Here is a 24,309-nt window from a genome sequence, read left to right on the forward strand (position 1 = left end):
GCTATTTTTTAAAAGTCTATACTTACTACAGCAGCATCTTCGATCTTACGAACTTCTTCTTTTTTAGTCAACTTAGATCCGTTCCATACATAGGAAGTGGTAATGAATTCTACGTTGTTTTGTGCCAATGCATCATCAAGTGTTTTGATGTTTTTTGTAATGGTCGTTTTCAACAAAATAGTACTCTTAACGCCTTGCATATCCGAAGGAAAAACAAAAGACTCAGTCTTTAAATAATTGGTATCTGCATAGTCTATTAAACTTGCCACTTTTAAAAATCTACCATTATTCCAGAATACATAGCTCTTACCTACCTGGTAGCCCGTATCTGCATCGGCTAAATCTACTGTGATTACATCTTCTACATTGAACAAACCTAAACTACCGTGGTTTTCTATATGAACCGGAATCGCAGCAAGACTATCTAATACCATTTTATCTAATTGTTGTCCGTTTTTAAAGGCACGTAACTGGTATTTTGTTTCTGTAACTCCAGATTCGTTTTTGGCACTACTTTCATACCCATAAACAAACTTCACTTGGTTGTCCGCAATACTTCCAAAAGATTTTTGAGCGATCATGCCACCCCAAACCCATCCGGTTTCATTGCCCGTGGTTACTCGGTACCAGTGACTATTGATGCCATCTATTTCTTTAGAGTACATGCTTTTTTCCCACAATACCATTTTAGTTCCAATATCTAGAAGTGTTACTTTTTTACTTCTAACAGATGGCTTTTCACGAAGAAATACTTTGTGAGCCAATAAATACTCATACGTTAATTCTTCTGCAGGAATATCTTTGTCCATCACTTCAAATTCTACTTGTTCTACACTTTGGGCGAACATGTTTACAAATGCAAATAAGCATAGGAATAAGGCACTTTTCTTTAAATTTTTCATAATTCTAAATTTTAAGGGTTATTAATAATTAATTGCTGTTATAGCGTCTTCAGTATCAAAATCATCGTCGTTCCAGGCAATGCTTCTAAGTACTTTAATGTCTTTAATAGTAGCTGTTTCTGTGTATTGTAATGCTGCTCTTAGTATGGTTCCTTCTTTACCGAATAATTGGTTAGGAAAAATGTAGTGTATGTCTGAGATAGGTTCGTAGGCATACTCATTTTTTATACTTGGCAGCGCGATAAAATCATTGTCATTACTTACCAAATAATAGAAGGCTACTGTGCTTGAACAGCAAGCGTTATATTCTAGTGTTACTTTTAAAATTTCATTGATATCTTCTAGATCCGGATTGCTTAAAACTGATATGCGTATTTCATCTAGTAAACCGAAATCTGAAATGGACATCGTAGCCACAAGACTCTCTGGATGGTTTGATTCGATTACGTCTACCAACCATGTGTCTTCGTCTTCTTGTACACTACTTCTTTGGTTCGTGATATCATACGTATCTGTTAATTGAAATTCTTGTGCATTGCTAATACAAATGCTGAATAAAAAGGTTAATAGGATTAAATTTTTCATACTGTTTATTTTTAGTTGTTTTCTTTCTACACTACTAAATTACAGCAGAGACAGGGCTTTTAAGGAGGTCTTCTAGTATTCGTAGCACCTCATCTAGTATTCGTTGAACATGCTGTAATTATTCAGTTTACATCTGTTTTTGTAATTGAATTTTTATAAAGGAAACGAGACCATTTAGAAAGTAAACATTAGATATTATAAAAAGGCACGAAGTAATCTACCAACTAGTTAGAGATTGCTTCGTGCCTCGCAAAGACGTTTTATTAAAACTGCTTACTGAAAACTGGTACTACCTACTTTTTTAGAGTTATTGTCATTTCTTTATTAACTGATCTTAAACTGATTTTCTCCATTTCTGATTGTATAGTTTCATCTATCAACCAGCTACCATTTTCTAATTTCTCTACACGTATCACCTTACCTTGTGCATTGAATTTTATGCGCAAGCTTTCATACTTTTCTAAGTATTCTGTTACCAGCTTGCTATACATTACTTTGAACTCCATCGTCAATTGTCTTTTTACATTCTTCGCTATTTCGTTTTCAAAATCTATGGTAAAAGTGTGCTTGAACTTGCTACTTTCTTTTACCTCAGCTTCTGCACCAACGGCTGAATTATTTACATTATTAGGCATTGGCAACGGTTGCTTCACTTTGGTCAATGTGCCATCTTCATTTACTATGGCTTCATCTACCGCTACAAAAGAAGTGTAGTTGGTAAGTAGGTTGTATTTCAATCCTAATGCAATTACTTCTGCTTTTACGTCTTCATTAAACAAGTTGCTGTAATCATCTAACTCCCCTATTTTCTTTCTTGCCCATAAGTAACGTAATGCTTTGTTTTGCTTACTTAAATGCCCGTCAGATACATTATACACTTCTCTAAATCGTTTTTTACCTTGATACCCGGTTACAATAATTTTACCCTCAGCCTTGCCTCTATATTTACCGTGAACAATAACTGGTCTGGCAGCAAATACATCTGGTATGCTCTTTTGGGCAAGGTCATACATATCAAAACCTTTTGATTCTATTTTTACTCGTGTTAATAATGGTGTAGAAATGTATTTAGCAAAGTCTTTAGCAACTTCTGCCGCTTCTTCTGATGTCGTTGCAATAAATGATTCGCTGTTCGACACTTTAGCCATACCCTCTATTAAATATCTATTCACGCTAGATCCTATACCGAAGGTGAATACATTGGCTTTATCTAGATTAGTGCTGATCAGCTCAAAAGCTTCTTTTTCAACACTTACATAGCCATCGGTAATAATGACCATTGAACGCGCACTACCCAGATCTTTTCTTGGTAATTTATAAGCTTCGTGTAATGCACTTAATAATTGGGTACCACCACCGCCTTGACCATCAGATAAAAAACGAATGGCAGCTTCAATATTCTGCTCTGTCGATTCTACGGGTGTAGCACTGAAAACAGTTGAACTAGAAGCAAATAACTGAACATTGAAGGTGTCGCTCATTCGTAAATTGCAAAGTAGGTTTCGCATTAATTGTCTTGAGACTTCTAAAGGGTATCCATTCATAGAACCTGATACGTCTACAATAAACAAGTACTCACGTGACGGAATATCATCTAACTGTACATTTTTACTAGGCTCCATTTGATAGGTAAAGAAATTCTCATCTTCCCCTTCATACATCAAAAATCCTGTTTGTATTTGATTACCTCTTAAGTTATAATTCAAGATAAAATCTCTGTTCGACGGATTTATATTATCCTCGGATAAAAAGACTTCTGCTGTTTTTGCATTAGGATGCTTTACAGTTACATTATGACTTGTACTATTTATATTCTGAATAATCATAGCCGCATTTAGGGTTACTGTCATATCAAAATCAAAACTATCTGCAATACCCTTTGCCGTATAAGGCATATTGAAACTTTCTTCGTTTTGAGCACTTTCTCCCGTAAACCTGGGACCCACAACACCTGGTGCCACAAACTGATATTCCCCATTTACAGGTACCAATATTTCTGTGTAATAGATATCTATGGCAATTTCATCACCAGGCATAATATTACCCACATTCATTTTAAACACATTGGGTCTGTCTTGATCTAGCTTCGCTGCTCGTTTGCCTTCGCTTAAAGCCGTTTCATATACTTTTTGAGCTTCTTGCTTTTCAAATATTTTGGCATTGACAATTCTATTGCCAATGGTCATCTGCATTTTATGAACCGCTGATTGTGTAGAAAGCGGAAATACATATATAGCTTCTATTGCCCCTGCCCCTTTGTTTTGATATACCTGTGTTACCCGAACATGAGCAATAGTACCAGATATTTCAACTTCTGTTTTTGAAGACTTTAAAGGTATTACGGCATCTTCTGTAGATACCAATAAATACGGACTGTCATTATCTTGAGAAAAGCCTGTGAAGATGGTGCAACACAGTAAAAAGGTGTAAAGTAGTTTCATGATCGTAGTTTTAGATTATTATTATTTGAAGTCAAATCTAAATGTGAACTACTCTTAAAATGGGTGCCTTTTAGTATTCGTTGGAGTTGAACTAGAATTCGTTGATTGTAATAAGAGTCTAAATACTATTCAATCTTTAAAATACATTTTTAGCCTGGGTGCAGATGAAACGTAGAGATACTTGTAGTGCGCTGACAAAGTAATAATTAGCCAAAAATTGGAGCAAAAAAAATGGATTCTACCTCCATGTAAATAAGGTAGAATCCAATAAATAAAGTCAATAAAATTTATTTGTAAAAATCTAATTCGGCAATGGCTGCAGAATCACTTGCCCCCGCAATTTCTAAAGCCATTAGCTTAATATACCGTGTTGAAAATGAATTTTTAAACTTATGCATTCTAGGGGTAGGATCATTAATAAGATTACCAAACTTGAAATTTTCTATTGCTTTCCAATTTTCCCCATCAAAACTACCATAAATGATTCCTTTTTGAATCATTCCTGTAGAAACAGTCGTTGGTGGTGTATACTTAAAAGCACTAATATCGGTCTTCTCCCCTAAATCTAAAGTAACATACTGTTTATTTATACGGTTCTTTTCAGACTGCCAAAAAGTATCTTTATTTTCATCAATTAGCATATCGCCATTATGTTCTGTTACTGAACCGTTATCATCAATTACTTTCCACTTATTTTTAAGTAAGCCAAAGTTGTGTTCAGACATACTGCCTACTTCACCGTTCATAATTGCAAAAGCCTTTACCGTACCATTTGCAAATGCGAATGGATCCTTATATTCAGTAGAACTTTCTGAAGGTAACTCACCGTTTGTGGTATAAACAATTTTCATTCCCCTAGTAAGATTACTACTTGCATTTTCACCATGAGGATTCCATTTAAAATCAGCCATTTTAGGTGCTATTTCCACTAATCCTAATTTTGTTCTATGCATCTCTAAAACGGGCGGTCTACTTTTATAGAAATGCGCTGAAACATTTTGTAGAACCGGAATAGCCCTATAATCTAAAATGCGTAATCGAAATTTATTTGTTGTCACCTCAGGAAATCTAAGTATTCTTTTATACCCAATATTTGTGCTAGAAACTACCTCTTGCCAGTCTCCATTTATCCAGACATCTAATGCATGTTTAGATACACGCTCACCATGTCGTTTAACATCTTCTTGAATGACAAACCTATTGATCTTAGCCTCTTTTGGTAGTTTAAACTCAAGTTTTAATTTATCATTATCTAAAACCATAAATGTATCCTCATTGGCATCCAATAATTCTACAGGACCTTTGGCTTTTTCCAATAAGTCAGTACCATAGGTTTCCTTAATACGCTTACCCGTTTCTTGCAAAACCTTAACATCTTTCTCAGAAAATCTACCTTCTCTATTTGGCGGAATGTTCAACAAGAAAATTGAGTTGCCACCAACAGACCTTTCGTAGATATCAAAAACATCATCTGTGTTTCTTACCTGCTGTTCATCATCGTTTCTATAAAACCAACCCTCTCTAATAGACGTGTTTGTTTCTGCAGGTTGGTAATGCAAATACTTCCCTTCCATTAGTTTATCTATACTAGCAACATCTTCACCAGTAATATCGGCGAACAAGTTCATTGTTCTTGGATCTTCGTTATATGGTATCGCATTCCACTCCGTATCTCTGGTAGCTCCAGCCTCATTACCACACCATCTTGTGCCTTCTTTACCAAAAACAATCGCGTTAGGTGCCAAAGCTGTAATCAACTTCTTCCAGTCTCTATATTTGTACTGTTGCCCGCCTTTTCTCTTGGGATGGGCACCATCAAACCAAACTTCGTCAATAGGACCATATTCGGTAAGTAATTCAAATAATTGGTTTAAGAAATACTCATTGTAGTCATCGACTTCAAATTCAAACGTTGTTTTATTTTCAAATGGACGACCTTCAACCTCTCTAGGAATTGTTCGTTTGGTATACTTACTTAAATTACCATATAACCCCCCTATACTCTCTATTTGAAATAAATCTGCAGGCGACAAATAAACCCCTAATTTCATACCAACCTTTTTACAAGAAAGAGAGAGCTCTTTTAAAATATCTCCTTTACCATCTTCAAAAGGTGAAGACATCACCCCATGTTTGGTATACCTACTTTGCCATAACACAAAACCATCGTGATGTTTTGCAGTTATTATCACCTTTTTCATACCGGCATCCTTCATTGCTCTGCACCACTGGTCAGTATCTAAATTTTTAAGATTAAAAACCGCTGGGTCTTCCATTCCATTTCCCCATTCCAGTTTTGTAAAAGTGTTTGGTCCAAAATGTACAAAAGCTATAAATTCATCTTTAAGCGCATTCATTTGATTTTCTGATGGAATTACATGTGCTGCTTTTAGAAGAACAGAATCTCTTGAATCATCGTCATCAATTGGGATAGTATTAGCTGTTGGCAACAATATAGCTTGCTTTAAATTATTGGTACATGAAGAAAAAAATAGTACCAGAACGGTAATTTGTAAAACGGTGATAAAACTCTTTGTTGTTGGTTTGGTCATTAGTTTGGTATTTGATTTCTTTTGATTACAATTACAAAGTAAGAACAACTTCAAATCTATTCTTTTTTTTGGAAAGCTATATCTATTACTAGTACTCTAAAAGAGCTTAACATTTCTCTCAAAAAAGTAATTATTAAAAATAAAGCTTAACCATAGATATTGTCCTCTGATATCAAGATTTAATGGTAGTTGTATTATAACTGACGAATATCATGTATCACTAATTCAATGATTTATACTTTTATCGCATCAACAAACAACAATAGGTCATGAGAAGAAATTTAGATAATAAAGAATGTGAAGTCTTGTTAGAGCAAAACTATATTGGCAGACTGGCATATATATCTGGCGGATGCCCATATATTGTACCTATTACGTATTTCTACGATTCAGAAACCAATACCATAACAAGCTATTCTTCTGAAGGACATAAGATTCAAGAAATGAGAAAAAACACGGCAGTGTGTCTGTCTATAGATGAGATTGCTTCCATTTCAAATTGGAAATCTGTATTGGTTCAAGGTAATTTTGAAGAACTTTCTCGTATCGATGCCAAGCACATGTTACATAAATTTTCGGAAGGAGTTAAAAAAGTGCTCTCCGATAATTTTGGAGAACACCCGAGATACATTAGTGAGTTTTCTGCAAAAATTGATGCCGAAGATGCACCTATTGTTTTTCGAATTCACATGAACGAACTAACGGGTAAAATTAGAATTACCGATAACTAGTCATTATTGAAATCACTTTAAATAGTATAAAAAAAGCTCTCATTTTAATGAGAGCTTTTTCATGTTTAGTTACTTTCATAGAGAAACCGTTTTTCAAAACTATCCTTTAAAATCTGGCGTGCCGAAGACAATAATTCTTCTACTTTTGCCAATGTTGTTTTTCGTATATCGGCTATTTCTTCCGTAGTTAAACCTTCGTTCGTAAAAAGTTCAAATACCGTTCTCATGGGTAAGTTCATTTTATCTAACACCAACTGTATATGGTTATATATCCGTTCTTTGTCTAAATTGGCGTCTAACTTATCTGCTAGTTTCTTTTCTTCTTCGGTTATAAACACGTGGTTAAGAGAATAGTTGCTTTTATCTAAAGATTTATCATCCATCTCTTCTAAAAGTAAAAAATCGCCATCGCCATCTTGGGTGTAATTTTCTTCCATAGCATCCCATTCTGGTTTTGAATAGGTATCTATATTATCAAAAAAGACATGATCAAACTCCTCCTCTACCAAACTATCTTCTAATAGCTCATCGACTTTTTTAAATAGAAATACATGTAACTCGTTTTCACTTTTTATATCATCTATATTATCATATACCTCAATAAACAGTTGATCTGTAAAATCGCTTGGGTTGAACATACCTTTATTTAACTTACCATTGGCTACAGCACTATTCAATCTTTTAGAAACGTACCTGTAAATTTGAGGCAACACTTTTAAAAGTTCTTTATTAAACGATTCTCGATTTTCTTTACGCTTGTAAGTAACTAATCTAGAATATGTTTCTTTCATTATTATCTTTATATCATTCATGGCAGCTTCCATTATAGTTTACTTTTAAGATTATTACACTATAAAATTGCAAACTACTAAGTGTAAATCATATGATAAATGTCAGTGAGATACCTAAAGATTTCAGATACTTTAGTACTACTTAATTAAAATTGAACTAAAACTAGCCCATGATCAATCCTGAAGATTTTGGAATTACCGGACTCACAGACCAACAGGTTGATACTTCTAAAAAAGAACACGGCTTAAATTCTTTTAATTATAAGAAAGAAAATAGCTTTTTAAATGCCCTAAAAAGCATCGCTAAAGAGCCCATGGTTATATTGTTACTTATTGCTTCATCCATATATTTTATAACCGGTAATTGGGGTGACGGCGTTTTCTTGGCGTCTGCCATTGTTCTTGTTGGTTCAATATCGTTATATCAAGACTCTAGAAGCAGAAAGGCTTTAGAAAATCTCGAAAATCTTACCCACCCAAAAAGCAAGGTAATACGCAATGGTGCCGTTATAGAAATTGATAGCCAAGATATTGTTGTTGGTGATTTTCTTATGGTTGAAGAAGGCACTACCATTTCTGCGGATGGTTTTATAGTTCACTCAAATGATTTTTCTGTGAATGAATCAATATTAACCGGTGAGTCTCTTTCTGTATATAAGGATGCTACAAGTACAGATAATATAATTTTCACAGGAAGCACTGTTGCTAGCGGATTGGCAATTGCCAAAATTAAGGCTATTGGAAACTTAACCAAACTCGGAAAAATAGGGAAAAGCCTTGAAGATATCACTGAAGAAAAAACACCTTTAGAACTGAAAATTTTCAACTTCGTAAAATTAATGTCCATCTGGGGCGGCGTTATATTTCTACTAGTTTGGGTAATAAATTACCTGCGTTCTGGTATTGTACTCGACAGTTTACTAAAGGCATTGACCTTAGCCATGAGTATTTTACCAGAAGAAATTCCTGTTGCATTTACCACTTTTATGGCATTAGGCGCATGGCGATTAATGAAAATGGGAATTGTGGTAAAACAGATGAAGACAGTTGAAACTTTAGGCAGTGCGACTGTTATTTGCACTGATAAAACAGGTACCATTACCCAGAATAAAATGGCTTTAGCCAAACTGTTTACCTTAAAGACCGGTGCCATAGTAAACACTAGAAATATATTAGGCATCAATGAGAAAGAGCTTATAACAACTTCTATGTGGGCAAGTGAGCCTATACCATTCGACCCAATGGAAATTGCCATACATAATGAATACGGAAAACTAACCGATAACGATGAGCGCCCAAATTATAAAATGGTTCATGAATACCCTTTAGGTGGTAAGCCGCCAATGATGACGCATGTTTTTCAAAATAAAGAGGGTCACCAAATTATTGCCGCAAAAGGTGCGCCCGAAGCTATTATAGCAGTATCAAATCTTACTACTTCTGAAATTGAAATCATTCAAAACACACTTACAGAATTAGGTAAAGACGGTTATAGAATGCTTGCGGTAGGTAGAGCGATATTCGAAGGGGAAAATTACCCGAAAGCCCAGCAAGATTTTAAATTTGATTTTAAGGGTATTATTGCTTTCTATGATCCACCAAAAGAAAACATCTCACAAGTACTGCAGGACTTTGACAATGCCGGTATACAAGTAAAACTGGTTACAGGTGATAATGCAAATACAGCGATGGCAATAGCAAAACAGATTAATTTTAAAGGATACGAGAAATGTATTTCTGGAGATGAGTTAATGCAACTTACAGATGCCGAATTACAAGAGAAAGTAAAGCATATTAACGTATTCTCTAGAATGTTCCCCGATGCGAAATTGAGAATCGTAAATGCATTAAAGAAAAACAATGAGGTAGTAGCAATGACTGGCGACGGTGTAAATGACGGCCCTGCTTTAAAAGCATCGCATATTGGTATCGCCATGGGTAAAAAAGGAACCGAAATAGCGAAGCAAGCGGCTTCTCTTATTTTGATTGATGATGATCTATCTAGAATGGTTGATGCCGTTGCCATGGGGCGAAAAATATATACCAACCTGAAAAAGGCAATTCAGTATATCATTTCTATACACATACCAATTATTCTTACCGTATTTATACCCTTGGCTTTACGGTGGATTTATCCGAATATTTTCTCACCATCTCATGTCATAATTTTAGAATTGATTATGGGACCTACATGTTCTATCATCTTTGAAAATGAACCTCTAGAGAAGAATTTCATGTTCAAAAAACCAAGACCTTTTTCTACTACTTTTTTTAACTTTAAAGAACTAACTACAAGTGTTATACAAGGTTTATCCATAACGATTGGAGCATTAGTTATTTACCAATATACAGTAGCTCTTGGGTTCTCTGAAAATACTACTCGCTCCATGGTATTTATGGTTTTAATATTTGCGAATATATTTTTGACCTTGGTGAACCGTTCTTTTTATTATTCCATTTTCACCACCCTGAAATACAAAAATAATTTGGTTCCGATAATGATAGGTCTAACTGTCATACTTGCACTAGCAATGTTATATGCACCTGCATTAACCCGCTTTTTTGAATTTGAAGATTTATCGATATCTCAATTGGGAATGACTATTCTTATAGGTGCAGTTTCTGTACTTTGGTATGAATTTGTAAAATGGATAAAGCGTTCTAAAAAGAACATATCATCATAGTTTTTGACCATATGCCAAATCGCCGGCATCACCGATACCTGGTATAATATAACCTCGAGCATTTAATTCTGGGTCTATTGCCGAGATCCATAAATGTGTATTCTGAGGGAAAATGTTCTCAATAAAATCAATGCCTTCTTGCGATCCAATCACCGAAACGATATGAATTTGTTTGGGTATTCCGTGCTTTTTTAACCCCTCAAGAACATTTTCTAAAGTCCTGCCTGTAGCTAACATAGGATCTGTAAGTACAAGTACCTTACCTTCTAACGATGGTGCCGCAAAATAGTTGACGATTACCTCAAAATCATCTTCATCGCCCTCATGCTTTCTAAATGCAGATATGAATCCGTTTTCTGCAGTGTCAAAATAATTTAAAAGTCCTTGATGTAAAGGTAAACCTGCTCTTAAAATAGAACATATAACCACTTGATCTTTAATCAAATCTATAGACTTAACACCAAGCGGCGTTTCTACATTTTTAGAATTGTATGAAAGCGCTTTACTAAATTCATAACCTAATACCTCCCCTATCCGTTCTATATTTCTACGAAAACGCATAGAATCTTTTTGAATCTGTGAGTCTCGTATTTCTGAAATAAACTGATTGAGAATTGAATTTTCGTCGCCTAAATTATGAATAGTCATCTATACTTGTTTTATTTTCTAAGGTACTGTTTTCAAAAATAAAACCTGAAATTATAAAGGTTGTCATTTACAATATCAAGTTTTACAAAAAAATAATATTCTAATACAAATTATGCATTTACCATACCTCCATCAACAACATGTGTACAACCTGTAATGAATTTACTTTCATCTGAAGCTAAAAACAAGGCAAGTTCACCTATTTCTTTTGAGGTAGCATAACGATCAAAAGGTACTTTCGCAATAAAACCATCTTTAACCTCTTGAGGACTATCTGGTGACATATCACTTTCTATTCTACGCATCATTTCATTGTCAACAGGACCGGGATGTATGGTATTTACACGAATTTTTCGTGCTGCGTTCTCTATAGCGGCAACTTTCATTATCCCAACAACGGCATGTTTTGTAGCAACATATGCTCCCAACCCTGCAAAACCTTTTAAGCCTGCAACCGATGAAGTAATGATGACACTACCGCCAACTTCCATCTTCGGAAGAATATATTGACAGCCCAACCATACCCCTTTCAAGTTTACCGCTATTACCTTATCGAAAATATCCTCTGGATACTCTGAAATAGGACTTGATGTACCCTCTATACCGGCATTGGCAAAGAAGATATCTATTTTACCAAAAGTTTTTAAGGCATGATTTAAAAAGTTTATAGTATCCTCTTTCTTTGAAACATCGGCTTGAAAAAAAGATATATTCTTGTCATTAAATTTAGTGCGGGCTTTATCAATGGCTTTGGCATCAATATCAACTAAAACAACCTTTGCCCCTTGTTCTAAAAAAAGGTGGGCCGTTGCAATACCAATTCCTCCGGTTCCTCCGGTAATAACTGAAACTTTATTTTCTAATCTATTCATTGCTTGATATTTTACTGTTTTTAGATACTATATTAAAATCCTTCACTAATGTACGCTCCGTAAAAAACAATGGCTATGACGAATATCAGTATTGAAGAGTTTTGCTGTGAGCTCATTCAAAGAGATAGACCAAAAAACACTTCTTATTGGACAAATAAATAAAACTGAAGTGTTTAATGTCCTATTCGCCTCTACTCTAAGTCTTTACTTCAAGATTTAACTAGATAAACAGCACTTGTCTATTTACCGCATGATATTTATCATAGGAATTTTTTACATGGTCAAATACATTTAGAGTGATTAAAAAGATAAGCCATGAAAAATATTCTCATACCTACTGACTTTTCAGAAAATGCAGACCACGCTATATCATACGCCCTAAATGTATTTAAATGTGAGCGTTCCAATTTTTTCTTTGTGCATGCATATGCAGATGAAGTATATGGTCCTTATCATAATGTGGATAAAGAAACTTTTGATAAACAAAAGAATAGTATTGCCAAAGATTCTGAGAATAAATTAAACAAGCTTATATCAGATACACAAACAAAAACTCATAATCCGCTACACACATACGAAGCTGTATCCTCATTTGAATCTTTAGTAGATGCCATTAATGACTTTGCAGACTCAAAAAATATTGATTTAATAATAATGGGCACCAAAGGTAAAACCGCTAATTCTAAAATTACTTTTGGCAGCAACACGGTACAAGTTTTTAAATATGTAAAATGTCCGGTTTTGGCGGTTCCGGACCAATATGACTACAATCAGCCCAAAAAAATACTTTTTCCAAGCAACTATATGCTTCCCTATAAACGTCGAGAATTGAAACTGCTAGATAATATGGCTGCAGAATTCAAGGCAGAAATTCATAGTCTATATATTTCTGATTTTGAAGATTTGAGCCTTAGACAACTAGATAACAAAAAATTCTTAGAAGAATCTTTACCAAATGCTAGATTATCATTTGTAAGAACTGGTGTTCATAATAGGGCAAATGCGATTACTGAATATATTAAAGAGAACGATATCGATTTGCTTGTAATGGTCAACTCTAGACATTCATTTTTAGAAGATATGTTGTACCAGTCTACTATTGATGAAATTGGTCTTGCACCTACCATACCGTTTATGGTCATGCAAAACTTACCCCGCTAACTAAAATTATACTGCTATGAAAAAGATACTCATTACTACAGATTTCTCAGATAATGCTTGGAACGCCATTTTTACGGCCTTAAAAATATACACAGATGTAGAGTGTCACTTTTACCTATTGCACGCTTTTGAACCTTCGCCAGTAAACCTGATGGGTTCTAAAACCCAACAGAGACTTGGTGTTATATATGATTCGCTTTCTAAATACTCGGAAAAAGAGTTAGAAGAAATGCTTTCATACCTTAAAATAAACCACAAAAACGCAAAGCACCAATTTACGACGTTATCAAAACCAGGAAATTTAGAAGATGCAGTGGAGTCTGTACTGAACGAAAATGATATCGACATGCTAATTATGGGTACACAAGGTGCCACTGGTGCCAAAGAAGTTTTCTTAGGTAGTAACACGGTAAAAGTATTAAATCTAATAAAAAGCATTCCCATTCTTGTGGTACCGACCGGTTTTAATTTTCAAAGCTTAAAGTCAATACTTTTCGCAACTGATTTTAGCGCACCCTACACCAAAAATTTATTTGACCCTATTATCGAGCTTAATAAGCTTTGGAATGCCAATATTGAAATAGTACATGTGGCTATAGAGTTTAATTTGAACGATAACCAAGATGCTCATAAAGAAATATTAAAAGAACGCTTATCTGGGTTCGATATTAAATTTAAGAATATACCTTTTGAAAACAATATTTCTAAGAGTATTGACCTGTATGCCAAAGACAAAGAGTCTAGCTTATTAAGTATTATAAGACATCAACATACCTTTTGGGAAAATGTTATTGGCGAACCTGTCGTTAAAAAAATAGCTTTTCATTCTAAAATTCCGGTACTATTCTTACCCCAATAAAATATCATCTTTTCTAATATTTAAATTATTACAATGAAAAATATACTAATACCTACAGATTTCTCAGATAACGCTTGGAATGCATTGGTGTACGGAATTTCTTTTTACCAGAAAACGCACTGCACCTTTCATATTGTTCATGTTAATGCGATAGATACCAATGTTAGTGGTGAAGCCGCAATGTACATTGCACCAGATATTCTTGAGGATACTATATTAGCTGAGAGTAAACAACAACTTAAAGTACTTAGTAAAAAAATAGAACAACTACCATTAAACGTTAAGCACAAATTTCATTTTAAAGCTATCTATGGTTTTTTAACAGATCAACTTAAAGATTTGGTCAAAGAAAAGAATATTGAGCTCATAATAATGGGTACAAAAGGGGCATCTGGTCTTAAATCTGTGTCTATTGGTAGTAATACCGGTAATGTAATAACAAAAGTACCTTGCACGTTATTGGCCGTACCCGAAGATGCTACATATTCAAAAATATCGGAAATAGGTTTTCCGTCTGATTTAAATTTATTCTATGATGTAAGAATACTAGACACCATTAAGGATATTATACTACTAAAAAAATCTGCTTTACGATTGTTATATGTTTCTAGCAAGGGAGAAGAACTAAGTACCAATCAATTAAAAATTAAAAATTTATTACTTGATTATTATAAGGATATGGAATGCACCTTTCACGAAGTTACAGGGAAACATATAGATGAATCTGTTCAATGTTTTACAGAAAGTAGAGATCTAGATATGCTGATAATGGTCGCCAAAAACCTTAATTTTTTAGAGCGTATTCTATTTAGACCTACTGTCGAGAAAATTAGCTATCATACAAAAGTGCCATTCTTGGTCATTCATGAATAAAATTTAAAAGTCATTTAAAATTGAGTATTGTCTTAAATATGCTCTTTTATAACTGTTCTTATATCTTCGATCGGCATTACACCGGTATGCCTCCAAAGAGGCGTACCGTTTTTAAAAAGTATTAAAGTCGGCACTCCTTTAATTTTATATCTTTTAACTATTCCTAGTTTCACCTCTACATCTATTTCAATGCTTTTTATTACATCTACAAACTCTTCTATTACCTGTTCTATAACAGGTCTCAATAATTTGCAAGGTGCACACCATGGCGCATAAAAGTAAACCAATGTAGGAGTATCTGAGGCTATGCTCTTTTTAAATTTCTTCTTCATAGATATACTTTTATTACATAATAATAAATAATTAATAAATCCGAGATGACGAATGTCATACTATTAATTACTCAGCGTACTTAATTTTAAAGTATAAAATTATAGTCTTATGACCCGAATTCTACTACCCACAGATTTTTCTGAAAATTCTTTTACAGCAATAAGTTACGCACTTAAATTGTACAAAGATTTAAAATGTACTTTTTATCTATTAAATAGCTACATGCCACCCGTATACCATACAGAATATTTAATGGGGAGTCCGGCGCAAATAGGTCTTGGAGATATTGTACAGCAAAACTCGCAAGAAAATCTTGAAAACCTCAAAGAGAAATTACTAAAAGAATTTGATAATCCTTTACATACTTTCATTACACATTCTGCTCTAAATGTACTTTCTAGCGAAGTTACTAGAACTGTTGAGGCTGAAGGCATTGATATAGTAGTAATGGGCACGCAAGGCGCAACTGGTGCAAAAGAAATTTTATTGGGTACTAATACGGTTCATGTAATTAAAAATGCCAAATGCCCAGTTTTGGTCATACCATCTGGTTTTGAATTTGAAGTACCCGAACAAATACTTTTTCCTAATGATTTTGAAGTAGCACTAGATAAAAAAAGCTTGGCTCAATTGCTAAAGATTACCAATTCTCATGTATCTCAGGTAAACGTTATGCATGTATATACTGGTGACGACCTTACTCCTGTTCAAGAAAAAAATAAAAAACAACTAGCTAAAGTATTATCTGAAAGCGGATTTTTTCATGATGTAAGTAGTAATGAGATTATAGCGGCAATTAATGAATTTCAGATGAAGCAAAAAATAAACTTATTAGTCATGGTACAAAACAAGCATACCTTTTTAGAACGCTTGTTTATTGAGCCGGTAATTAAGAAAATCGGCTTTCATGTAACAATACCATTTTTAGTAATTCCTCAATAAAAACTATGAACATTAAAAACATACTTGTAGCCACAGATTTTTCTAATGAAGCCTACAATGCACTTTTTTACGCCACCAAAATATTTGCATCTACCAAATGTAATTTTCATATAGTTCATGCTTATGATGATCTTGTACTGAGTGCAAAAAATGCGCTATTAAAAGGGCAGAAAGAGATGGATAATTTACAAAACCTATCTCAAGAAAATTTAACAAAAACAGAACATAAAATAATACTTGATACTGGTAATACGATACATCAATTCAATACCATTTCAAGTAAAGGTAGTCTTGCTAGTGTTATCTCAAAAACAATAGAAAGTCATGATATTGATTTGGTGGTCATGGGCAACAAAGGTAAAACGGGCGCCAAAGAGTTATTTATGGGCAGCAACACCATACAAATTGCAAATACTATTACAACCTGCCCGATTCTGGCTATACCGAGAGAAATTGCTTTTAAGCCTATTGAAGAAATCGCTTTTGTTACCGATTATAAAAAAGGATGTACTAAAAGTTCGATTTCAATGCTGCTAAATATCGCAGAAATTTCAGACGCATCTGTTGCTGTTCTGCACATTAATGAAGAAGAACTAATGACATCTAAACAAGTGTCTAACCAAAAACTATTAGATACCTGCTTACTAAATACACCGCATAGCTATGATGAGATTTGGAACTATGCCGACAAGGCAAATGTTATACAAGATTTTATAGCCGAACGAGAGATAAGTATGCTGGCCATGTCTTATCATAGAAGAAAATTCTTTGAGCGTTTTTTACACGAACCCGTAATTATGGATTTAAGTATCTACGCAACTGTTCCGTTTCTTATTCTACCGGTACAAGACTGATATTTATCATAGTAATTTAATTGCCAAGATTATATTTTTATAGAACAATCTAAATCATTTTACAATGAATAAGCGTATTCTAATACCTACCGATTTTTCTAAAAATGCCTTAAACGCAATTAGATATACTATTGATTTATACGCTAAATTAAACTGCGACTTCTATCTTTTAAATGTTTTCAGTTTTGAAAAATACACTACTAATAGTCTAAATATACCCGAAGAGGGCAGTGCTGAATTTGAACAGGCAAAACAAGATTCTGAAAAGAACTTTGTTAAGTTAATTGATACTTTGGCTTTACATATAGACAACCCTAAACATAATTATTACACCGTATCTTCCTCTAATTATCTTTCAGAAGCTATTAAAAACCTGATAGCCGAAAAAGATATCGATTTAGTTGCCATGGGTACCAAAGGTGCTACAGGATCAAAAGGTGTTCTATTTGGTAGTAACACGGTTATGGCTATGGAAAAAATAAGAGAGTGCCCTGTACTCGCTATACCTGAACATGTTTCTTTTATGTCACCGAAAGAAATTGTTTTTCCGACAGATTTTAAAGATGCCTATAAACGATCAGAATTTAGATACCTCATAGAATTGGCAAAAATGCACAATGCCGAAATTGCCATTTTACATCTTGAAAAAAATAAAGAACTTACCGAAACTCAATTAAGCAATAAGCAATTATTAGCATCTATATTGAGTGAGACTGCACACCAATTTCACACACTTACCGAAAAGAATTTGGGCAAAGGTATACAGAGCTTCATTGAAAGTAGAGAAAGTGATATGGTGTCTTTCATAAATCGCAAACATTTCTTTTTTGGTAATGTTTTCTCTAGACCATTAATTAAAGAAATTGGCTATGATAGCGATGTACCTATTCTAGCATTACATTAATATATTAATAGAATTGACAGGTACCAACAGATAAAATTCATAAAACATTTTAGACATCTTTGGTTGGTTGATGTCTAAAGTTAAACCGTCAAAGAATTCGCTTCATTGGCGGTTTTTTTAAATAAATTAAATGGATACATTTTCGAACTTATTAGAAAATACCACGCTAATTAAAGCAGTTAAGCTAATTGCTTGGATATTTTTTATCATCTTCATTATCAGCTTTATAAGAAAAACTCTTAAAAAGAGAATTGAAGATATTTCAATTAGATACAAAGCTCAAAAGGGTGTTGAACTTATAGGTTACGTACTTATAATATTCTTAGTTCTAATGGCTTTTACTGTTGACAGTATAAAAGATTATACCATAATAATTGGCTTATTTACCGCTGGTATCACCTTTACACTACAAGAATTGATTCTAAGTATCGCAGGCTCTTTCTATATTTTTTTTGTTCGGGTATACAAACCTGGCGATCGTATCGAAATCAATAATATAAAAGGTGATGTAATTGATATTGACAGTATTTACACTACTATCATGGAAATTGGAGAATGGGTAAGCAGTGATAATTATTCTGGTAGAATAGTAAAAATCAGTAACGCATTTGTTTTTAAAGGTCCTATAAAAAATTACTCAATGGATTTTCCTTTCGTTTGGGATGAACTCAATATACTTATCACCTATACATCAGACGCTGAGTTAGCTAAAACCATAATCATGGACAGTGCCAATGAGCTGCTTTGCGACTATACTAAAAAATCTAAAGCGAAGTGGGAAGAAATGGTGGCGCATTATTACATTGAAGACGCTACCATTGAACCAACTATAGCGATGAACCTAACTGATAATTGGGTTCAGTTAAACCTACGTTATATTACAGATTATAAAAGAAGAAGAAATACAAAACATACCCTATTTCAACATATAGTACAAGCAATTTCGAAAACCAATGGTAAAGTAAACTTAGCTTCTACCACCCTACAATTATTAGAAATACCACCTATTGAGGTTAATTTAAAAAAGTAATATGGATACGATAGAATCTATTGACATAATAAAATCTTCTGGGCAGAAAATGAAGTTCTCGTTAGACAAACTTCGTAATTCATTGAAGCATAGTGGAGCAAATCATGAAGTGGTTGAAGATATTGTAAGTAAGGTAAATGATGAGCTTTTTGAAGGTATTACCACTAATGAAATCTATAATAGAGCGTATGCTTTACTTAAAAAACACAAAACCGTATTCGCCTCTAAATACAAACTTAAAAAGGCAATCTACGAATTGGGTCCAACCGGTTTTCCATTCGAACGTTTTATTGCCGAAATACTAAAATACTCAGGTTACGGGGTAAAAGTTGGTGTTATTTTAAACGGTGACTGTGTTACCCATGAAATTGATGTTGTAGCAGAAAAAAATGATACCGTTACTATTATAGAATGTAAATTTCACAACGAAGAAGGGCGTAATTGCAATGTTAAAATCCCGCTTTATATACATTCGAGATATAATGATGTAAAAGCGCATTGGGTAACAAATAAAAATAATAGACCATTAAATATAGGTTGGGTGGTAACCAATACTAGATTTACTCAAGATGCCATAGATTATGGTAAATGTGCAGACCTCTATCTTTTAAGTTGGGATTTCCCAAAAGACGACGGACTAAAAGATAGAATAGATCGGCTTGGGCTCTACCCTATTACGGTCTCTAGCTTACTCTCTAATAGAGAAAAACAATTTCTTTTAAGTAGAAATGTAGTTCTGTGCAGACAACTCATAAAAGACAAGTTTTACCTAGATCATCTTGGTTTTTCTAACACACGTAAAACAAAAATTCTAGACGAAATATCACAACTATGTAATAATCATTAAGATGAAAAAGGTAAGTTTAAAATTTTTAGGTGCCTCTGGTACGGTTACCGGTTCTAAGTTTTATTTAGAAACTCCTGAACTGAATATTATGATAGATTGTGGCATGTTTCAAGGTCTTAAAGAGTTACGTGAAAAAAATTGGGTGCCCTTATCTATAGACGCTAGTAAAATAGATGTCGTGTTGTTAACACATGGTCACCTAGACCACACCGGTTACTTACCACGTTTGGTAAAAGAAGGTTTTAACGGTGACATTATAGGCACCATCCCTACTTTATCTGTTGCTCGTGTTATTTTACTTGATAGTGCTAAAATTCAAGAAGAGCAAGCAAAAAAGGCAAATGAAGAAGGCTTTTCTAAACACCCTAAAGCACTTCCTTTTTATACTATTTTAGAAGCTGAAAAAACCACTAAATTATTCTCAGCAAGAAAAAAAGATGAGTGGGTTCGGCTTTCAGAGAACATCCGATTTAAATTCAGATATAACGGTCATATCATTGGTTCTACTTTTATTGAATTGGAAATATTCGGAAAAATATTCGTTTTCTCAGGTGATGTTGGTAGGTTGAACGATGAACTTTTAATGCCACCAGAAAGACCTGAATGGGCAGACTATTTGTTTTTAGAAAGTACCTATGGCAACAAACTACATCCTAAAGAAAATATCACTGAAATTTTAAGTGATTTGGTTCAAAAAACCATTAATGACCGTGGTACGTTGATTATACCTTCTTTTGCCGTTGAAAGATTACAATTGCTAATGTTCTTGTTTTGGGATTTATATAAAAAGAACAAAATACCTAACATACCCATATTTATAGACAGCCCAATGGGCAGTAATGTTTTAGATGTATTTGAACATTATACAGATTGGCATAAGCTTAGCCAAAGCGATTTTAAAGCTATGTGCAATCACTTCACAATTACATCATCATACGCCGATACTTGGAAAACTATAGATGATCCAAGGCCTAAAATTGTAATTGCCGGTAGTGGTATGGTTACGGGCGGGCGTGTACTCACCTATTTAAAACAATTAATAGATGAGCCAAAAACTAGAATTTTATTAGTCGGCTACCAAGCAGAAGGCACACGAGGCAGACAATTGTTAGAGGGCACGCATGAGCTTAAGTTATTCGGCAAATATTATCCGGTAAAAGCTAGTATTCATTTTATTGAGAGTCTTTCTGCACATGCAGACCAAGCTGAGCTTCTTCATTTTATTGATGGTATTAAAAATACCCCAGAAAATGTTTTTCTAATTCATGGAGAACCAGGTGCTTTAGATGCTTTTAAAGTAAAAATAAGAGATACCAAAGGGTGGAACTGTCATATACCGAAGTTAGAAGAAACGATAGATTTACTGATATAACAGGCATTATTAATATGGTTTGTTATGTTTATGGACTGACAATAGTCATATCTCTAACTTTTTCAAAATAGTATCTTCAACATATATTAGTACTAAATATACCTGCCTTATGAAAAAGTTAATTGTAGTCTTATCATTAATGTTAATGGGTTGTTCTTCTATTAGTTTAGTAGAAAACTGGAAAAACCCCGATATCGTTATTTTCAACGCAAATAAAGTTCTTATCGTTGGTATGGCACAAAATGATGATACACGAGAAAATTTTGAAAGTAAACTGCAAAAAGAATTTACAAATAGAGATGTTGAAGCATGGCGTAGTATAGATATTTTCGATATTTCGCTAACCGATTCTCGCAAGACCGAACAAGAACTTGACGATGTTGAACAAAGCCTTTTAGATAAAGATTTTGATGCTATTTTACTTACTAAAATAATAGGGTCTGAAAATCGTGAAAGCTTTGTAAAATCTATCTCTAGATGGGATGATCACCAATCTAGATTCAACGATGATTATTTAGAGCACCAAGGCATTTATTACGATGACAACTACTACGATAAGTATACCATATATCATGCAGAGACTACATTATACTGCATTTGCGAAGGTAAAGAAAGAGCTATGATTTGGAGGGGAATCATTGAAATAACCGAACCTGACAATGTTAACAAAGCCATTAAAGATTACATAAAAATGATCATTGTTGCTATGGAAGATCAAGATCTGGTATTTACCTCTCAGGTAGAATAAAACAAGATTCTAAAACAACGGACTTAGCACTTTGCCGACACCTTCTTTCAGCTTTTTACTCCAAGGTCTTTTTATAAATTCATCATAAGTCAATTCGTTGCTAATAAGACAATCGTTTAAAAAGTCTTCTTTTAATTGTTTGGCAATTTGTTTGTGATACATAATGGCATTTACCTCATAGTTTTGTTCAAAACTACGGTCGTCTAAATTTGCTGTACCTATAGAAGATATGGCGTCGTCGCTCACCATTATTTTACTATGTAGAAAGCCGTCTGGGAAAAGATATATTTTAATACCTGATTTCAAGAACAGCTCAAAATAAGAATGAACTGACCAACTTACCACCTGGTTATCTGCCTTTTCTGATACAAGCAGCCTAACATCTACTCCACTCAATGCTGCAGTCTGTAACGCCCTTACCAATGCCTGCCCTGGTATAATATATGGGTTGGTGATATAAATATAGTTCTTGGCCATATTTATCATAGAAAAATAAGTTTGTTCTAGCACCGGAAAATCATCATCTGGACCACCGGCAACTATTTGTACCAATTCATTTGCATTAGGATCTGGTGCAGTTTTCAGAGGTAATTTTATAGCTTCTAATAATTGTGTACTGACCAAGTACCAATCTGTCATAAAAACCTGATCCAGTTGTGTAGCAGCATCACCTATTAGTCTTAAATGCATATCATGCCATTTACCCAAACCAACTTGCCCTTTTAGATATTTATCTGATACATTAATGCCGCCGGTGAAAGCAACTTTTCCATCTACAACGATGATTTTGCGGTGGTTTCTAAAATTTAAGGAAGAAAAATACCTACCAAACTTAAATGGCAGAAATGAATATACTTCTACACCAATTTCTATAAGTTTCTTTAGATATTTTTTACTTAGTGAAAAACTACCGATACCATCATAAATTAATCTAATAACAACACCGTGAGCTATTTTTTCCTCAAATAGTTTTAGTAACCTAGTAGCTAAGTCACCGTCTTCAAAAATATAATATTGAATATGAATACGATTGGTTGCAACTTTCAAGGCATGAAATATGGTCTCAAAAGTTGTTTTACCATCTTTCAATATTTTAAGATCATTACCTGATGTTGGCGGAAAATGAGAATTTTTATAACTAAGCGTCATTAATTTACCATACTTGCCGTCAAAAACGTTTATCTGCTCAGTATTTGGCTTCGGTAGTTTACTGAATAAATCTTTTTGATGCTGAATAAGCTTATACTTTCTTCTATTTCTACCCAATAATAAATAAAGAAAAATACCACCCACGGGTAATGCAAAAATGGTTAAAAGCCATGCCAGACTTTTAGTTGGCTTAGCACCGTATAACAAAATCGACAACACAATTGACAATGCTATTACAACGTAAATACCAATAAAAATTGAAGTCCACATAAAGTTCTTGTTCTAGAAATCACCTTAAATTCTAGTGCTATTAAATGAAAAGATGTTATAGGTGAATTGTTACAAGTTACTCGATTTACCAACAATACGCCCATCTTCCATTTGAATGATGTAATCTGTTCGTTTGGCAAAGTCCTCATCATGCGTAACAACAAGCAACGACAAGCCTTCTTCTTCTTTTAGTTGCTTAAAAATATTAAAAACATTGTCAGCATTATAACTATCCAAATTTCCAGTCGGTTCATCTCCCATAAGTATTGATGGATTGTTAATTAGTGCCCTAGCAATAGCTACACGCTGTTTTTCGCCACCTGAAATACGCGAAGCCTTCTGTTTTGCCAACGACTCTATACCTAACATTTTCAATTTCTGAAAAGCGTCATGCTCAATCTCTTGGTGACTTTTTCGAGCTAATTTTTTTGCAGGCAACATTATATTTTCAATAACACTAAATTCAGATAACAAATAATGAAACTGAAATACAAAGCCAATATTTTCATTTCTTAAAAGCGACAATTTAGTTGCAGACAAACCGGTTACCAACTTGTTATTCAATAATAATTCGCCGGTATACTCGGTATCCATCGTTGACAATATATAAAGCAACGTAGATTTTCCAGAACCAGATTTACCCATGATAGAAGCAAATTCCCCATTGAATATTTTAAAGGAAATATCTTTTAAAACATGAAAATCTTTAGGTTTATGAAAATGCTTATTGATATTTTTTGCTTCTAATACTATATCCATTT

At 33.8% G+C, this 24,309-nt stretch carries 22 protein-coding genes; 12 read left to right on the forward strand and 10 right to left on the reverse strand.

The window, feature by feature from the left end; translation table 11 throughout:
* Positions 1 to 8: 8 nt before the first annotated feature.
* The 4 genes from ACEN2N_RS08410 to ACEN2N_RS08425 all read right to left on the reverse strand — a co-directional run bounded on the left by ACEN2N_RS08410 (position 9) and on the right by ACEN2N_RS08425 (position 6,480).
* Positions 9 to 902, reverse strand: coding sequence for an SH3 domain-containing protein (locus ACEN2N_RS08410; RefSeq protein ID WP_441823909.1), 894 nt, complete (start codon positions 900 to 902; stop codon positions 9 to 11).
* 21 nt (positions 903 to 923) lie between these two features.
* Positions 924 to 1,487, reverse strand: a complete 564-nt coding sequence (locus ACEN2N_RS08415; RefSeq protein ID WP_441823910.1) for a hypothetical protein — start codon at positions 1,485 to 1,487, stop codon at positions 924 to 926.
* 293 nt (positions 1,488 to 1,780) lie between these two features.
* Positions 1,781 to 3,928 carry a VIT and vWA domain-containing protein gene (locus tag ACEN2N_RS08420; RefSeq protein WP_441823911.1) on the reverse strand — a complete coding sequence of 716 codons (2,148 nt, stop codon included), beginning with the start codon at positions 3,926 to 3,928 and terminating at the stop codon, positions 1,781 to 1,783.
* A 287-nt stretch (positions 3,929 to 4,215) separates the two neighbouring features.
* Positions 4,216 to 6,480: an alpha-L-fucosidase gene (locus ACEN2N_RS08425; RefSeq protein WP_441823912.1), complete on the reverse strand. Its 2,265-nt coding sequence runs from the start codon at positions 6,478 to 6,480 to the stop codon at positions 4,216 to 4,218.
* Positions 6,481 to 6,749: 269 nt separating this feature from the next.
* Between ACEN2N_RS08425 and ACEN2N_RS08430 the strand changes: the two genes are divergently transcribed.
* Positions 6,750 to 7,211, forward strand: a complete 462-nt coding sequence (locus ACEN2N_RS08430; RefSeq protein WP_441823913.1) for a pyridoxamine 5'-phosphate oxidase family protein — start codon at positions 6,750 to 6,752, stop codon at positions 7,209 to 7,211.
* 65 nt (positions 7,212 to 7,276) lie between these two features.
* Here the strand turns inward: ACEN2N_RS08430 and ACEN2N_RS08435 are convergent, their stop codons facing one another.
* The gene (locus tag ACEN2N_RS08435) at positions 7,277 to 8,002 is read right to left on the reverse strand and encodes an RNA polymerase sigma factor (protein ID WP_441823914.1); all 726 of its coding nucleotides are present in this window, start codon (positions 8,000 to 8,002) and stop codon (positions 7,277 to 7,279) included.
* Between the two features lie 170 nt (positions 8,003 to 8,172).
* Between ACEN2N_RS08435 and ACEN2N_RS08440 the strand changes: the two genes are divergently transcribed.
* Positions 8,173 to 10,686 (forward strand): cation-translocating P-type ATPase, encoded by a 2,514-nt coding sequence (locus ACEN2N_RS08440; RefSeq protein WP_441823915.1) that lies wholly within the window; start codon positions 8,173 to 8,175, stop codon positions 10,684 to 10,686.
* Here the strand turns inward: ACEN2N_RS08440 and upp are convergent.
* Positions 10,681 to 11,334 carry a uracil phosphoribosyltransferase gene (gene upp / locus ACEN2N_RS08445; protein WP_441823916.1) on the reverse strand — a complete coding sequence of 218 codons (654 nt, stop codon included), beginning with the start codon at positions 11,332 to 11,334 and terminating at the stop codon, positions 10,681 to 10,683. The two genes, ACEN2N_RS08440 and upp, sit on opposite strands and share 6 nt — an antisense overlap.
* Before the next feature lie 110 nt (positions 11,335 to 11,444).
* Positions 11,445 to 12,206, reverse strand: coding sequence for an SDR family NAD(P)-dependent oxidoreductase (locus tag ACEN2N_RS08450; RefSeq protein ID WP_441823917.1), 762 nt, complete (start codon positions 12,204 to 12,206; stop codon positions 11,445 to 11,447).
* Between the two features lie 315 nt (positions 12,207 to 12,521).
* On the opposite strand from ACEN2N_RS08450, the gene ACEN2N_RS08455 reads away from it, so the two are divergent.
* The 3 genes from ACEN2N_RS08455 to ACEN2N_RS08465 are packed head-to-tail and all read left to right on the forward strand — an operon-like array spanning position 12,522 to position 15,099.
* Positions 12,522 to 13,367: a universal stress protein gene (locus ACEN2N_RS08455; RefSeq protein WP_441823918.1), complete on the forward strand. Its 846-nt coding sequence runs from the start codon at positions 12,522 to 12,524 to the stop codon at positions 13,365 to 13,367.
* 16 nt (positions 13,368 to 13,383) lie between these two features.
* Positions 13,384 to 14,226: a universal stress protein gene (locus ACEN2N_RS08460; protein ID WP_441823919.1), complete on the forward strand. Its 843-nt coding sequence runs from the start codon at positions 13,384 to 13,386 to the stop codon at positions 14,224 to 14,226.
* Positions 14,227 to 14,259: 33 nt separating this feature from the next.
* Positions 14,260 to 15,099 (forward strand): universal stress protein, encoded by an 840-nt coding sequence (locus ACEN2N_RS08465; RefSeq protein ID WP_441823920.1) that lies wholly within the window; start codon positions 14,260 to 14,262, stop codon positions 15,097 to 15,099.
* A gap of 32 nt (positions 15,100 to 15,131) precedes the next feature.
* On the opposite strand, the gene ACEN2N_RS08470 is transcribed toward ACEN2N_RS08465, so the two are convergent.
* Entirely contained in the window at positions 15,132 to 15,431 is a 300-nt protein-coding gene (locus ACEN2N_RS08470; RefSeq protein WP_441823921.1) for a thioredoxin family protein, read from the reverse strand.
* 109 nt (positions 15,432 to 15,540) lie between these two features.
* On the opposite strand from ACEN2N_RS08470, the gene ACEN2N_RS08475 reads away from it, so the two are divergent.
* The 7 genes from ACEN2N_RS08475 (at position 15,541) to ACEN2N_RS08505 (ending at position 22,129) form a co-directional block, all read left to right on the forward strand.
* Positions 15,541 to 16,374 carry a universal stress protein gene (locus ACEN2N_RS08475; protein WP_441823922.1) on the forward strand — a complete coding sequence of 278 codons (834 nt, stop codon included), beginning with the start codon at positions 15,541 to 15,543 and terminating at the stop codon, positions 16,372 to 16,374.
* Positions 16,375 to 16,379: 5 nt separating this feature from the next.
* On the forward strand, positions 16,380 to 17,228 hold the full coding sequence (locus tag ACEN2N_RS08480) for a universal stress protein (RefSeq protein WP_441823923.1): 849 nt from the start codon (positions 16,380 to 16,382) through the stop codon (positions 17,226 to 17,228).
* Between the two features lie 64 nt (positions 17,229 to 17,292).
* Entirely contained in the window at positions 17,293 to 18,132 is an 840-nt protein-coding gene (locus ACEN2N_RS08485) for a universal stress protein (protein WP_441823924.1), read from the forward strand.
* A gap of 130 nt (positions 18,133 to 18,262) precedes the next feature.
* A complete protein-coding gene (locus tag ACEN2N_RS08490) occupies positions 18,263 to 19,162 on the forward strand; it encodes a mechanosensitive ion channel family protein (protein ID WP_441823925.1) in 900 nt (299 codons plus the stop codon).
* A gap of 1 nt (position 19,163) precedes the next feature.
* Complete coding sequence (locus ACEN2N_RS08495; protein ID WP_441823926.1) at positions 19,164 to 20,009, forward strand: ATP cone domain-containing protein; 846 nt, start codon at positions 19,164 to 19,166, stop codon at positions 20,007 to 20,009.
* 1 nt (position 20,010) lies between these two features.
* Positions 20,011 to 21,381 carry an MBL fold metallo-hydrolase RNA specificity domain-containing protein gene (locus tag ACEN2N_RS08500; RefSeq protein WP_441823927.1) on the forward strand — a complete coding sequence of 457 codons (1,371 nt, stop codon included), beginning with the start codon at positions 20,011 to 20,013 and terminating at the stop codon, positions 21,379 to 21,381.
* 109 nt (positions 21,382 to 21,490) lie between these two features.
* The gene (locus ACEN2N_RS08505) at positions 21,491 to 22,129 is read left to right on the forward strand and encodes a hypothetical protein (RefSeq protein ID WP_441823928.1); all 639 of its coding nucleotides are present in this window, start codon (positions 21,491 to 21,493) and stop codon (positions 22,127 to 22,129) included.
* Positions 22,130 to 22,138: 9 nt separating this feature from the next.
* Here the strand turns inward: ACEN2N_RS08505 and cls are convergent, their stop codons facing one another.
* Positions 22,139 to 23,548, reverse strand: a complete 1,410-nt coding sequence (gene cls / locus ACEN2N_RS08510; RefSeq protein WP_441823929.1) for a cardiolipin synthase — start codon at positions 23,546 to 23,548, stop codon at positions 22,139 to 22,141.
* Between the two features lie 69 nt (positions 23,549 to 23,617).
* Positions 23,618 to 24,307 (reverse strand): ABC transporter ATP-binding protein, encoded by a 690-nt coding sequence (locus ACEN2N_RS08515; RefSeq protein ID WP_441823930.1) that lies wholly within the window; start codon positions 24,305 to 24,307, stop codon positions 23,618 to 23,620.
* Positions 24,308 to 24,309 lie beyond the last annotated feature (2 nt).

Origin of the sequence: Maribacter spongiicola, assembly GCF_052119685.1 — a bacterium.
Classification (GTDB): domain Bacteria; phylum Bacteroidota; class Bacteroidia; order Flavobacteriales; family Flavobacteriaceae; genus Maribacter; species Maribacter spongiicola_A.

Bases quoted from the DNA above. Each gene is read 5' to 3' on its own strand.
- ACEN2N_RS08410 (WP_441823909.1), bottom strand. From the start codon at position 902: ATGAAAAATTTAAAGAAAAGTGCCTTATTCCTATGCTTATTTGCATTT.
- ACEN2N_RS08415 (WP_441823910.1), bottom strand. From the start codon at position 1,487: ATGAAAAATTTAATCCTATTAACCTTTTTATTCAGCATTTGTATTAGC.
- ACEN2N_RS08420 (WP_441823911.1), bottom strand. From the start codon at position 3,928: ATGAAACTACTTTACACCTTTTTACTGTGTTGCACCATCTTCACAGGC.
- ACEN2N_RS08425 (WP_441823912.1), bottom strand. From the start codon at position 6,480: ATGACCAAACCAACAACAAAGAGTTTTATCACCGTTTTACAAATTACC.
- ACEN2N_RS08430 (WP_441823913.1), top strand. From the start codon at position 6,750: ATGAGAAGAAATTTAGATAATAAAGAATGTGAAGTCTTGTTAGAGCAA.
- ACEN2N_RS08435 (WP_441823914.1), bottom strand. From the start codon at position 8,002: ATGAAAGAAACATATTCTAGATTAGTTACTTACAAGCGTAAAGAAAAT.
- ACEN2N_RS08440 (WP_441823915.1), top strand. From the start codon at position 8,173: ATGATCAATCCTGAAGATTTTGGAATTACCGGACTCACAGACCAACAG.
- upp (WP_441823916.1), bottom strand. From the start codon at position 11,334: ATGACTATTCATAATTTAGGCGACGAAAATTCAATTCTCAATCAGTTT.
- ACEN2N_RS08450 (WP_441823917.1), bottom strand. From the start codon at position 12,206: ATGAATAGATTAGAAAATAAAGTTTCAGTTATTACCGGAGGAACCGGA.
- ACEN2N_RS08455 (WP_441823918.1), top strand. From the start codon at position 12,522: ATGAAAAATATTCTCATACCTACTGACTTTTCAGAAAATGCAGACCAC.
- ACEN2N_RS08460 (WP_441823919.1), top strand. From the start codon at position 13,384: ATGAAAAAGATACTCATTACTACAGATTTCTCAGATAATGCTTGGAAC.
- ACEN2N_RS08465 (WP_441823920.1), top strand. From the start codon at position 14,260: ATGAAAAATATACTAATACCTACAGATTTCTCAGATAACGCTTGGAAT.
- ACEN2N_RS08470 (WP_441823921.1), bottom strand. From the start codon at position 15,431: ATGAAGAAGAAATTTAAAAAGAGCATAGCCTCAGATACTCCTACATTG.
- ACEN2N_RS08475 (WP_441823922.1), top strand. From the start codon at position 15,541: ATGACCCGAATTCTACTACCCACAGATTTTTCTGAAAATTCTTTTACA.
- ACEN2N_RS08480 (WP_441823923.1), top strand. From the start codon at position 16,380: ATGAACATTAAAAACATACTTGTAGCCACAGATTTTTCTAATGAAGCC.
- ACEN2N_RS08485 (WP_441823924.1), top strand. From the start codon at position 17,293: ATGAATAAGCGTATTCTAATACCTACCGATTTTTCTAAAAATGCCTTA.
- ACEN2N_RS08490 (WP_441823925.1), top strand. From the start codon at position 18,263: ATGGATACATTTTCGAACTTATTAGAAAATACCACGCTAATTAAAGCA.
- ACEN2N_RS08495 (WP_441823926.1), top strand. From the start codon at position 19,164: ATGGATACGATAGAATCTATTGACATAATAAAATCTTCTGGGCAGAAA.
- ACEN2N_RS08500 (WP_441823927.1), top strand. From the start codon at position 20,011: ATGAAAAAGGTAAGTTTAAAATTTTTAGGTGCCTCTGGTACGGTTACC.
- ACEN2N_RS08505 (WP_441823928.1), top strand. From the start codon at position 21,491: ATGAAAAAGTTAATTGTAGTCTTATCATTAATGTTAATGGGTTGTTCT.
- cls (WP_441823929.1), bottom strand. From the start codon at position 23,548: ATGTGGACTTCAATTTTTATTGGTATTTACGTTGTAATAGCATTGTCA.
- ACEN2N_RS08515 (WP_441823930.1), bottom strand. From the start codon at position 24,307: ATGGATATAGTATTAGAAGCAAAAAATATCAATAAGCATTTTCATAAA.